Origin of the sequence: Staphylococcus sp. GDX7P312P, from assembly GCF_008385775.1 — a bacterium.
In the GTDB taxonomy this organism is placed as follows: domain Bacteria; phylum Bacillota; class Bacilli; order Staphylococcales; family Staphylococcaceae; genus Staphylococcus; species Staphylococcus haemolyticus.
Genome location: NZ_VUKI01000025.1, coordinates 25465 through 38031, shown reverse-complemented (window position 1 = coordinate 38031; position 12567 = coordinate 25465). Strand labels below are relative to the sequence as shown.

The 12567-nt window shown below is 31.1% G+C and carries 14 protein-coding genes and 1 pseudogene; 14 read left to right on the top strand and 1 reads right to left on the bottom strand.

Annotated features, from left to right (window positions below; genetic code table 11):
* From F1592_RS08365 to F1592_RS08355, 3 genes and pseudogenes are all read left to right on the top strand, one after another.
* A partial coding sequence (locus tag F1592_RS08365; protein ID WP_149814169.1) for a DNA/RNA non-specific endonuclease occupies positions 1 to 307 on the top strand: 307 nt, incomplete at its 5' end.
* A gap of 11 nt (positions 308 to 318) precedes the next feature.
* The gene (locus F1592_RS08360; protein ID WP_053017159.1) at positions 319 to 813 is read left to right on the top strand and encodes a TIGR01741 family protein; all 495 of its coding nucleotides are present in this window, start codon (positions 319 to 321) and stop codon (positions 811 to 813) included.
* A gap of 323 nt (positions 814 to 1136) precedes the next feature.
* Positions 1137 to 1805, top strand: a pseudogene (locus tag F1592_RS08355) (DUF5079 family protein).
* Between the two features lie 631 nt (positions 1806 to 2436).
* Here F1592_RS08355 and F1592_RS08350 read toward each other — a convergent pair.
* The gene (locus tag F1592_RS08350; protein WP_107609895.1) at positions 2437 to 2508 is read right to left on the bottom strand and encodes a type I toxin-antitoxin system Fst family toxin; all 72 of its coding nucleotides are present in this window, start codon (positions 2506 to 2508) and stop codon (positions 2437 to 2439) included.
* 291 nt (positions 2509 to 2799) lie between these two features.
* Here F1592_RS08350 and F1592_RS08345 point away from each other — a divergent pair, with 291 nt between their 5' ends.
* From F1592_RS08345 to F1592_RS08295, 11 genes are all read left to right on the top strand, one after another.
* Positions 2800 to 3216, top strand: coding sequence for a YwiB family protein (locus F1592_RS08345; RefSeq protein ID WP_016930880.1), 417 nt, complete (start codon positions 2800 to 2802; stop codon positions 3214 to 3216).
* Positions 3213 to 4874 (top strand): arginine--tRNA ligase, encoded by a 1662-nt coding sequence (gene argS / locus F1592_RS08340; protein ID WP_107609893.1) that lies wholly within the window; start codon positions 3213 to 3215, stop codon positions 4872 to 4874. Before F1592_RS08345 ends, argS begins: the two co-directional genes overlap by 4 nt.
* Positions 4875 to 4958: 84 nt before the next feature.
* The gene (locus F1592_RS08335) at positions 4959 to 5606 is read left to right on the top strand and encodes an endonuclease III domain-containing protein (protein WP_053017162.1); all 648 of its coding nucleotides are present in this window, start codon (positions 4959 to 4961) and stop codon (positions 5604 to 5606) included.
* Positions 5607 to 5694: 88 nt separating this feature from the next.
* Positions 5695 to 6459: a MerR family transcriptional regulator gene (locus F1592_RS08330; protein ID WP_053017163.1), complete on the top strand. Its 765-nt coding sequence runs from the start codon at positions 5695 to 5697 to the stop codon at positions 6457 to 6459.
* A 65-nt stretch (positions 6460 to 6524) separates the two neighbouring features.
* Positions 6525 to 7022, top strand: coding sequence for a DUF805 domain-containing protein (locus F1592_RS08325; protein WP_053017164.1), 498 nt, complete (start codon positions 6525 to 6527; stop codon positions 7020 to 7022).
* A gap of 228 nt (positions 7023 to 7250) precedes the next feature.
* Positions 7251 to 8117, top strand: a complete 867-nt coding sequence (locus F1592_RS08320; RefSeq protein WP_188294685.1) for an ABC transporter substrate-binding protein — start codon at positions 7251 to 7253, stop codon at positions 8115 to 8117.
* A gap of 303 nt (positions 8118 to 8420) precedes the next feature.
* Positions 8421 to 9374, top strand: a complete 954-nt coding sequence (locus F1592_RS08315; RefSeq protein ID WP_053017165.1) for a FecCD family ABC transporter permease — start codon at positions 8421 to 8423, stop codon at positions 9372 to 9374.
* 98 nt (positions 9375 to 9472) lie between these two features.
* The gene (locus F1592_RS08310; RefSeq protein WP_053017166.1) at positions 9473 to 10177 is read left to right on the top strand and encodes an HAD family hydrolase; all 705 of its coding nucleotides are present in this window, start codon (positions 9473 to 9475) and stop codon (positions 10175 to 10177) included.
* Position 10178: 1 nt separating this feature from the next.
* Entirely contained in the window at positions 10179 to 10973 is a 795-nt protein-coding gene (locus F1592_RS08305) for an alpha/beta fold hydrolase (RefSeq protein WP_011276544.1), read from the top strand.
* A 153-nt stretch (positions 10974 to 11126) separates the two neighbouring features.
* Complete coding sequence (locus F1592_RS08300; protein WP_053017167.1) at positions 11127 to 11633, top strand: SA0570 family protein; 507 nt, start codon at positions 11127 to 11129, stop codon at positions 11631 to 11633.
* 183 nt (positions 11634 to 11816) lie between these two features.
* Positions 11817 to 12533 carry a hypothetical protein gene (locus F1592_RS08295; RefSeq protein ID WP_053017168.1) on the top strand — a complete coding sequence of 239 codons (717 nt, stop codon included), beginning with the start codon at positions 11817 to 11819 and terminating at the stop codon, positions 12531 to 12533.
* Positions 12534 to 12567: the final 34 nt, after the last annotated feature.

Genomic DNA, 12567 nt, shown 5'->3' with positions numbered 1-12567 from the left:
AACAGTTGGAAGAGAAGACCGATTACCAGATGATGACGGTGGTCATTTAATTGCACGCGCATTCGGAGGTTCTAAAGATATAGACAATCTCGTACCTCAAAGTAAATACATCTACCGACCATTTAAAGATAATGGTCAGTGTTATAAGATGGAACAGGATTGGCAAAAAGCTATAAAGGTAGGAAAAACAATTAAAAATATTAAAATTGAGGTGAAATACAGTGGCAATAGTCAAAGGCCTAATAAATTTGACGTTAGTTGTGAAATTAATGGAGTAGAACGTTTGTATTCAATAGAAAATATTTAGGAGTGAGAAAGATGGAATTCGAAGAAAACTTAAATGAAATGTATCAAGAAATAGCGAATCATATCAATAATATGATTCCAACAGAATGGGAACAGGTATATACAGTAGCCTATATAGACAAAGAAGGCGGAGAAGTATTATTTTATTATACTAAACCTAGGAGTAATGACTTACATTACTATACTAATATTCCAAAAGATTATAATGTATCTGAAAAAATTTTTAGTGATTTATGGGGCGACCTTTTTGGTTTATTTGATAAATTAAGAGAGAGTTTTAAAGAAGTAAATCAAGAACCGTGGACATCTTGTGAATTTGATTTTACTAATAAAGGTAAATTAAAGATTTCGTTTGATTATATCGATTGGAAAAATTCCGATTTCGGTCCAATGGCTAGAAAAAATTATTATAAATACAAAAAATTCGGCATTTTACCAGAAAAAGAATATGCGAAAAATAAAGTAAAAAAAGTAGAACAGTTCATTAAAGAACAAGAAGAAAAGTAAAAGGTAGTGAAGAGACTAAGCAATGTAAAAGTTGCTTAGTTTGCTTTTGATTACAAAGAATAGCAAATTTTATTATTAAATAAAAAACTAATGACACAATGTATAAGAAATCCTTATGATGCTATGGTTCAAACTAGTAGAGAATACTACGCTTTAAAATAATTGGTAGTGGTAATCCAAAAAAGGGTTTTAGAAAATATAACAATACTAAAAACATCAATAAAATAATAAATAAAACGAATAAAAAAATAATTGAGCAAAATGGCAATGACACTTATTATAAGTATAGATATTTTGAAATTGATAAATGAAAGGTGAATATTATGGAGAAAAATCTACAAAAAAAAGCAATAGAATCAATTCAACATTCACATTTAATAGGATTGTCATTAGTGAATTTCATTATTTTCGCATTTTACTATTTTATATATACAGGTCCAGGTATAAAAGGGCACATGCCTCTATATATGAAAATATATTTAATAGTATCATTATTATTATGGTTGCTTCTTTATTTACAAGAACGCGAGTATATTTTTAAAAATTATAATCGAAAAAATTATAAGTTCAGAGTTGCAACATATATGACCATCAATCTACTTTCAGGATACAACATTCCATTTCTAATTAGTTCTGCATATGCTTTTTATTTTGCAGATTCAAGAGACGATACGTTTACATATTGATTGTTAATTTGTGGGATTATAACGGTCTCTGCTATAGGACTCTTCTTCTTTTGTTTAGGCGAATTTCAGATGTTTGGTATCCAAAATGGTAGTTTTATTAGAATGATTGGAATTCTAATTGTTTTATTATCATTTGGACTATTGCTGTATGTATCATTAATAGTTCCTGTTGATTCTGAAGAAAATAGAACGATTTGGATGGGAATGATAATGTTATTTTGTAGCCATATGCTTATTGTACGAACATATTTTTATTTAGGTCTTTTAGATTATGACATTAGAGAAGATGGGGTGAAATTACAATAGAATTAAGTATGCTCATATTATCCAATAGCGTCAAAATAACATTTGAAATTGATAAAGAAGAAAATGCGTTAGAAAGTTTAAATATGATAAATGGATTTTTTAATTGATAAATATAAATACCTAATTGGATCCATAGCATTTTCAAGAGTGCTAGTAGGGAATAATGAGTATCAGTATACAGTATTTATTTCTTTAAATGATTAATTGCAACATATCCCTGAATTAAACATAGAATATATTGATATGTTAGAAGTTAGATCTACTCTATTAAAAATATTTTAATATTTGAAATATTAATTTTGCTATAACACAATTAGAATTAGAAGAAAGAATGGATTTGGATGTTTTTGCATCAGTAAAATTAAGAAAAGAAATACACAATATTAAAATACGCAATCTTATCTAGTATCGAATATATCGCACACCTCAATGTCTACCGTTGTTTAATATGTTTCTTCTCATTAGTTGAGTCATCGTGTGAAATCATTTTGCATTTCTCCACTCACCAGTGTTATAATTTAGTTAACAAGAGCTTCGTGCATTATATGCACCAATCCCCTCACTATTGCCGTAGTGAGGGGATTTTTTTAGGTGTGGTTATGGTCGCCTATGTATTATTGCGATTACGTAGCTAATGCGTGAATATCGCAATAATACAACTACTGATGACTGTGGTCGTGATGTGAACAAGAGCTTCGACCATCTGATATGCACCTCCTCTCTACGCCTAAATTGACGCCTGAGAGATAGGCGGCCTATATATTACATCATCCTCAAATACTCGCTAATAGCTTACCTCCGATAAGTCATTTTATATGAATGTTTCCCAAGACTTAACCTATATACTGTTCTTTTCATTACTCAATTTATTAAAATAGATGATGATACTTATATATATCCTAAATGCTCTAAAACTGAGAAGTATCACCTACATGCACTATCTAATTTATGCTATAATGTGGTGTATTATTTAGAAGCTAAGGTGAGGAAAACGTTGAATAAGAATATAGACGTTCAAACGAAACAAGTTCTAAAACAAAATGGCGAAAAACAAAAATTTGAATTTACTGCTCAAGGTTCATGGCAAAAGAAAAACGCAGATTATATTCGATACCAAGAACAAATTGAAGATGCAGTCGTTAATGTAACAATTAAAATTGAGGAACGCGGTGTTAAATTAATACGCAAAGGCGATATTAATATGAATCTTCACTTTGTGGAAGGTCATGATACGACTACACTTTACGATATACCAGCTGGTCGTATTCCTTTAACTGTTAAAACACGTAGCATCCTGCATTTTGTGAATGAAAATGGTGGAAAATTAAAAATTCAATACGAGTTACATCAGAACGATGAAAAGATGGGCTCATATCAATATGAAATTAATTATAAGGAGATAAGCGAATGAATATTATTGAAAAAGTAAAATCAACTTTAATAGAAGAAATTAAAGCAAGTATTGAAAAAGCTAATCTGGCTGAAGATATTCCCGAAATTAAAGTAGAGATACCAAAAGATACTAAAAACGGGGATTATTCAACGAATATTGCAATGGTATTAACTAAAATTGCAAAACGTAACCCACGTGAAATTGCTCAAGCTATCGTTGATAACTTAGACACAAGTAAAGCGAACGTGAAGCAAGTAGATATTGCGGGACCTGGTTTCATTAATTTCTATTTAGATAATCAGTATTTAACTGCAGTTATCCCAGAAGCTATCAATAAAGGTGACAAATTCGGTTATGCAGAAGAATCTAAGAACACGAATATTTTATTAGAATATGTATCTGCTAACCCAACTGGTGATTTACACATTGGTCATGCTAGAAATGCTGCTGTAGGTGATTCATTAGCTAATATTTTAATTGCTGCAGGTTATAATGTAACGCGTGAATATTATATTAATGACGCGGGTAATCAAATTACTAACTTAGCACGTTCTATTGAAACACGTTTCTTTGAAGCACTTGGTGATACAAGCCATGAAATGCCAGCAGATGGTTATAACGGTAAAGATATTATCGAAATTGGTAAAGATTTAGCTAATAAACACCCTGAAATGAAAGACTACTCTGATGAAGAACGTCTTAAAACATTCAGACAATTAGGTGTCGATTATGAAATGGATAAATTGAAAAAAGATTTAGCTGATTTCAACGTCCACTTTGATAACTGGTTCAGTGAAACATCATTATATGAAAATGGTGCCATTGATAACACATTAGCTAAAATGAATGAGCTAGGTTATACGTATGAAGCGGATGGCGCGACATGGTTACGTACATCTGACTTTAAAGATGATAAAGACCGAGTATTAATTAAGAAAGATGGGACTTACACATACTTTACGCCAGATACAGCATATCATTACAATAAAATTAATCGTGGAAATGATATTTTAATCGATTTAATGGGTGCCGATCACCATGGTTACATTAACCGTTTGAAAGCTAGTCTTGAAACATTTGGTGTGGATAGTGATCGTCTTGAAATTCAAATCATGCAAATGGTTCGTTTAATGCAAGATGGAGTCGAAGTGAAGATGAGTAAACGTACTGGTAATGCGATTACTTTACGTGAAATTATGGATGAAGTAGGCATTGATGCTGCACGTTATTTCTTAACAATGCGTAGTCCTGATTCTCATTTCGACTTTGATTTGGAACTTGCCAAAGAAAAGTCACAAGACAATCCAATTTACTATGCTCAATACGCACATGCACGTATTTGCTCAATCTTAAAACAAGCGAAAGAACAAGGTGTTGAAGTTACTGCTGAAGCTGACTTTTCAACAATTACGAATGAAAAAGCAATCGACTTATTGAAGAAGGTTGCTGAATTTGAACCAACTATTGAAAGTGCAGCAGAAAGTCGCGCACCACATCGTTTAACGAACTACATTCAAGATTTAGCATCTGCATTCCATAAATTCTATAATGCTGAAAAAGTATTAACAGATGATGCAGAAAAAACAAAAGCACATGTTGCTTTAGTAGATGCAGTTAGAATTACGTTACACAATGCATTATCATTGGTTGGTGTATCTGCACCTGAATCTATGTAATCAAGAGAATTATATAAATTTTGATAACACCCTCATAAATTTCAATTTGTGAGGGTATTATTGTGTAAAGATTGGAGTGAGAGCATGCCAACGCTTACGACAGAAGCACTTTATAAAATATTATTAGACAATATGGGGCCTCAACATTGGTGGCCTGCTAAAAGCCCTGAAGAAATGATGCTCGGTGCTATATTAGTCCAAAATACGAATTGGAAAAATGCAGACATGGCTTTACTTCGGTTAAAAGAAGAAACAAACTTTGATCCTCAAAAAATTTTATCGTTACCATTAGCTGAACTACAGGAAATCATCCGTTCAAGTGGTTTTTATAAGAATAAGGGAAAGGCGATTCATGCATTATTTCAGTGGTTAAATCAATTTAATTTTGATTATGAAAATATTGCTCAACATTATGGAGATAATTTAAGAAGAGAATTGCTAAAAATTCGAGGTGTAGGGAGTGAAACGGCAGACGTACTATTAGTATATATATTTGGCGGTATTGAATTTATTCCTGATAGTTATACGAGACGTTTGTATAGTAAGTTAGGTTACGCCCATACAGAAAGTTACGATAAATTTAAAAAACAAATTTCATTGCCTCCTCATTTTACGAATCAAGATGCTAACGAATTTCATGCCTTATTAGATAATTTTGGGAAAAACTATTTTAATGGAAAAGGGACTCAAAAATACACATTTTTAGAAGATTATTTTAATAAGAATGATTGACTTTAACGTTACGTCATAGTCCATACTCCTAAATAGATGAATGAGGTATTAATGATATTAAAAATAAAGTAAAGTGGAGAATAAAATAATGTTAAATCATGAATATTTTACACCTAATGAAGTGAGCAAAGTGACGTCGGTTAGTACAAGAACTCTACGTTATTATCATGAGATTGGTTTACTTGTGCCTAGTTATATTGATGCTAACGGGTATCGCTATTACCATTCTCAAGATATAACAAAATTACAAACAATTTTATTTCTTAGACAACTCAATTTATCGCTTGAGAACATTCAAGACTATTTTCAGCAAAGTATTACTGATAAAAACGCAATATTAGAAGAAAATTATGCTCAAATTATTCATCAACGAAATCACCTGAATCAAATCATTGATTACCTCAATCATCATCTAATTAATCATAGAAATGAGGAGATTAATATGGACAAATTTAATCAATTTGATGTGAATGAACAATATGATAAAGAAGCGGCGCTAAAATATGGTGATACAGATTACTATCAGTCATATAAAGATAATAGAACTCAATTCAATGATTCAGAGAAGCAGGATAATGATGACCATACTAATGAACAATTTAATCAATTTTTTAATGAGATGAATCAATTATTGGAAGATGGTTATTCAGCGGATGACGCATATACGTATCAAAATATTGAAACGTTAAAAAAGATATTACAACGACAAGTACCTAATGCAGATAACCAATTTTTAAATTACATGGCACTGACTTATGAAAATGATGAACGTTTTGCTAAAAATATAAATAAAAATCGTAATGATCATTTAAATCAGTATATTGCAAGAGCGATTCGAGCTTATAATAAATAAAGTATTTTCTTCAATCTTTTATTGTGTAATGATTATAGTGAATCATATTTAAAGGAGACGCTATAATGATTGAGTCGTATCAGCTATTCTGGAAAAATTATTTCAATGTACAAGGTCGAACTCGTAGACGACATTATTGGTATGCAACATTAGCTAATATCATCGTACTAGTATTATTAAGTTTACTTGCCGACTTACTTAAATGGGTGTTTGGCGGTGGAGATACGTTTTTTAACATTGTGTATGAAACGATTGATGTCATCATTGTAATAGGGACATTTACTATGTCAGTACGTCGATTTCATGATGTTGGGCGCACAATGTTAATTCCGTTAATTATGTTAATATCGATGCTGTTACGAGGATTAATTGTATTATTAGAAACAATATCTAATGTGTATTTGAGTGATTTTTATTCTGACGTATCGTTAATGATTGCAACGGTAGTTGTGTTAGTTATTTCGATCGTATTATTAATTGTATCGATTTTCGCATTGATTTATTGTGTTACAGATAGTGAAAAAGGTACAAATGAATATGGACCTAATCCCAAAGCACAGTAAGTGTTAAGCAAAGCATTGAGTATTTCTAAATTTAGAGATATTCAATGCTTTTTAATATTTAAAATTTTCCATGAAACAAATAATAATATAAAATTACACAATTAAATATAAAAAACTTAAATTAATATTTAATATTATTTGTTATGATATATGCATACATATACATAATATAGAAAGGAATGTGTGAACGTGTTAAATAAAAAGTTATGGATACTACTTAGTTTAGTCATGTTGATTCTTGTCGCTTGTGGACAAAACGACCAAGATAGACAAGAAGATAAACAAAGTAATCAATCTGATTCCAATTCGAAAGAGCATTCATACAAACGTATCGTGTCGCTTATGCCAAGTAATACGGAAATTCTTTATGAATTAGGTCTCGGAAAAGATGTTGTAGGTGTTTCTACAGTGGACGATTACCCTAAAGATGTTAAAAAGGGGAAAGAACAATTTGATACAATGAATTTAAATAAAGAAGCCTTATTAAAAGTCAAACCCGATTTAATTTTAGCGCATGAATCTCAAAAAGGAACGTCAAAGAAAGTGTTAGATAGTCTTGAAAAAAATGGCGTAAAAGTGGTTTATGTGAAAGATGCACAATCATTGGATCAAACGTATGAAACTTTTAAACAAATAGGTAAAGTAACAGGACGTGAACATGAAGCTAACGAACTTGTTGATGAGACGAAGCACAATGTTGAAAAAGTAATAAAGTCGGTGCCTAGACATCATAGATCACAATCTGTTTTTATGGAAGTATCTTCTAAACCTGAAATATATACAGCAGGCAAACATACATTTTTTGATGACATGTTAGCCCAATTAGATGCTAAAAATAGCTTTTCAAATATTGAAGGTTGGAAACCAGCGGATAAAGAAAGTATCATTAAAAAGAATCCAGATATCCTCATTTCTACAGAAGGGCTATCTAAATCAGATTACTATAAAGTGATTAAAAAACGTGATGGTTTCCGTCAAATTAAAGCTGTGAAAAATGGACGTATTGAAACAGTGGACGGTGACGAAATTTCACGTCCAGGCCCTCGTATTGATGAAGGTTTAAAACAATTAAGAGACGCTATTTATAAAAGATAATTCATATGAATTAAATAGTTATTGTAAAAGTGAGATTAGTACAATTTTATATTGAAAGGTTACATTACAAATCCCCTGTAGCTGACTGAACTGAGAAGGGCTTTAAATCAAGTTTTTCTCAGTTCTAATTATTTTTGTGACTATGCAACTACGGGACCTAGCAAAAAGAATGTTATATAGAAGTGTTATAACTAAGGCAAGCTGAATCTACGAATTTAAAAGAATGCTACCCCCAGTCCCATTCTTTTATATCATCAGTTATAATAGAAGAAATAATAGAAAGATTATTGATGAGTTGATAAAATGACAAGAAATATATATTTAACATTTCTAAGTTGGTGCATATGTTTAATCGGTGCCATAGGACTTTATTTACTATGGGACATGGGGAATTTAACGGATTCATTTAATCAAATGATATTGCTTAAAGTTCGGTTACCAAGAATTATTGAGGCTTTATTAACAGGAGCAATATTAACATTAGCAGGTCAGATGTTTCAGACTGTTTTAAATAATCCGCTAGCCGATAGTTTTACGTTAGGACTGGCGAGTGGTGCTACATTCGGTTCTGGATTGGCGATATTTCTAGGATTATCTTTTGTTTGGGTGCCCATCTTTTCAATTAGTGCTAGTTTAATTGCATTATTGATCGTCTTAATGATTGCTGCCAAAATCTCACGTGGTTATCCACTTAAAATTCTTATTATTACTGGTTTGATGATAGGTGCACTCTTTAATGCATTATTGTATATTTTAGTTTTAATTAAACCTAATAAGATGAACCAAATAGCTAACTACTTTTTCGGAGGATTTGCAGCGGCTGAAACGCGAGAGGTCATATACATCGGTCTAATAGCTATACCTATTATATTGATTCTATTTAGCATGGTGCCAGCGATTAAGTTATTACAATTAGGTGAATTGAAGAGCCAGTCATTAGGTTTAAACGTCCAACAAGTCATGTTTTTGATACTAACACTAGCATCTATAATAACAGCAGTCGCGATAGCATATACAGGTATTATTGGTTTCATCGGCATGATAGTGCCTCAACTGATAAGACGCTATTATTGGAGATTTACGCTAGGCATTCAAATGATATTAAATATTTTAATCGGTGCTACAATGATGTTGATTGCAGATTGGATTGGTAGTGTGTTAATTCATCCTGTGCAAATACCAGCTAGTATTATTTTGGCTTTAATAGGTATTCCAACATTATTTTACATTTTGCTTAAGCAATCTAAAGATGTTTAAACATACATTTAACTGTATCACATGGATGTTACGCTATTATTTTATGGAAGACTTTTTGATAAAATGAGAATAATTATAGAGTTAAGAGGGAATTGACAATGGACTTAAGTCATATAAAAGCAATCGTGTTTGATTTAGAAGGTACATTATTAGATAGAACAAAATCTCGAGATAAATTCATTGAGGAACAATATGAACGATTTCATGATTACTTCGTACATGTTCAATTAGCAGATTTCAAACAAAAATTTATAGAATTAGATGACGATGAGGATAATGATAAACCTGATTTATATAAAGCAATTATTAAGCAGTTCCATATTGATCGTTTAACATGGAAAGATTTATTTAATGATTTTGAAATGCATTTCTATCGATACGTCTTCCCTTATTATGACACGCTATATACTTTGGAGAAACTATCGCAAAATGATTATGTTTTAGGTGTTATCGCAAATGGTAAATCTAAAATTAAACAATTTCGTTTACATTCATTAGGATTAGGGCATGTAATCAATTATTTATCAACTTCTGAAACTGTAGGATTCCGTAAGCCTCATCCTAAAATATTTGAAGATATGATTAATCAATTAAATGTTCAACCAGAAGAGATAATGTATGTGGGCGATGACGCTTTAAATGATGTAGCACCAGCTCGCGCAATGGGCATGGTAAGTGTGTGGTTTAAACATGATGACGCTGAATTAGAACCTTTAGAAGAAGAGGTTGACTTTATTATTACTACAAGTGAAGAGTTATTATCAATATTACCGATTCATATAAAACAAGGAGGAGATTCATAAGATGGATTTATTTACTAGAAAAGGTGGTTTATCCTTACATTACAATACGATGGGTGAGGGATATCCTGTTGTCTTAGTACATACAGCATATGAAAATGCTTCTATATTTCAAAATTTAGCAAAAGAATTGGCAAAATCTTTTCAAGTAGTTTTACTAGATTTGAGAGGACATGGCTATTCAGATAAACCGAGACAAATTGATTTCAAAGAATTTGCCGATGATATCATACAATTACTAGATTATTTGTATATTGATGAATCAGCATTAATAGGTCATGAAATGGGCGCAGCCATAATTGCGGATTTGGCAGAACGTTATCCTAATTATGTGTCATCCCTTATAATGGTAACACCAACATCTATTGAGGGTGAATTACCTGAAGAACGTTTATTCAGAAAATATTCACATAAAATTAGAAACTGGGATGACGAAAAACAAAATAAGTTTTTAGAAAAGCATCGTTATCATAAGCCGAGAAAAGTTAATAAGTTTTTAAAACATGTTGAGGATACGAATGCAATTTCTACAAAAGAGGAGACACAAGCGATTGAAGATGTGTTCAAAGAAACTGCGATTTCAAGCGTATTTGAACATGTAACGAAACCGACGTTAATTATTGCGGGAGAACATGGTGAGCGTATTACAACACTTGAATCTAAAGAAGTAGCCGATTTAGTTAAAGAGTCACAATTTGATGTGTATGCTCAATCAAGTTTATATCCTTTTGAGGAAGAGAAAGATAAGTTTATTGAGGATGTAACACCATTTATTAAGAAATATATGCCTGAACACTAATTGTTGATAGGACAAATACAGTCGCCACCCTAATTTGTTACATAAAATAACTTAATTTGTAATATTTTCGTAATAATACTGTTATTTTAGTAATAAATGGGGTATACTATGAATAAGCACAAGACGAGAAACGAGATAAAGGAGAGAGTGCTTATGAAAAAATTAGTAGCGGCATTTTTAGTCTCTGGACTAGTAATGACAGGAGTAGGCGTTAATCATGCTGAAGCAGCTAGCGGTAATACAATTCAAACAGTTCAACAATTAACTCAAGGTGATAAATCACTAGAAAATATTACACTTGGCGAATCAATCAAAAATGTTTCAAACAAATATGGTACACCGATTTATTCTAAAAATCCAAGCAACAATGAAGGTTATTATGAGTATCGCACAAATAAAGGTCTATTAGTTGTAACTGCAGTAGGTAAAAAGAACCAAGGTTATGTTACTAGAGTTTCTATGACTTATAATGAAGCTAATGGCCCAACTTATAATCAAGTTAAGAAAAGTTTAGGCCAAAATGCAGTGGCACGAGTTCAATATAATAAAGTAAGCGGCAATTTTGGATATATTCAAAAAGGTAAAACAAGCTATCAATTTGGCTCAAATTCACCTCAAGATAAAAACTTAAAATTATATCGTATTGATCTTGCTAAATAATAAAAATAACAAATTTTATGATTCCATCACCAGGAGCATGACGTTAAATTCTAACTTTTGAATAACGTCATGCTCTTATTTTTCGTCATTAAACAGAAAATAATGTCAATGTATGATAAAATTTTAAATTGAACAATTAACAAATCGTATAGATGTTATTAAACCATAGCAAAGGAGTAACTCATGAGAACCAACGATAAAGTGTTACTTGAAAATATTAACGATTACTTTAGCCACAAAGGGATGGCACCTAATTTAATCGATGATATAAAAGAAAATTTGCGCAATGATTTGAAAAAGTCTGAATCAAAAGATGAAGATTATTTAGATTATCGTGGCAAATCTCCAGCACAAATCATTTTGATTATTCAACGAAATTTATTCGGTTTACAAACGAATCCTGTTATTTTCTTTATTATGAATTTTATCTTAATATCATATCTTTATGATAAGCAATATGTGCCATTTCAAGCGGCTACAGCAATTTCTATATTCTATTGTATAATCATTTTTCCATTAACGATTTTTATTAATATTCGTATTGATAAGAAGAAATTTCTATATAGCAATCGTTTTGAAATGATACTAGGGTATATCGTTGCGATAATTGCACTAATTTTAATCATTATGCGTGCTTTTAATCTAAATTGGGGAATCATTCCCATCACTATTTATAGTCATCAAGTCGTCTTTTTTATAGGTATTATACTAAGCTTAATTGGTGTCTTTTTTAAAAAAATAGAGTACACAGCAATTGGTTTATTATTCTGTCAAAAGACGATAGATGCAGTAGTGACAAAACCTGAAATTGCACAAATTATTTCTCTTATTATATGGATCATGATAGTGGCATTGATCGTTTTTTATACAATTAAATTATCATCAAGAACGAGGGTGTAACGCTTAATTAACATAAGCTTGAAATAAATATTAT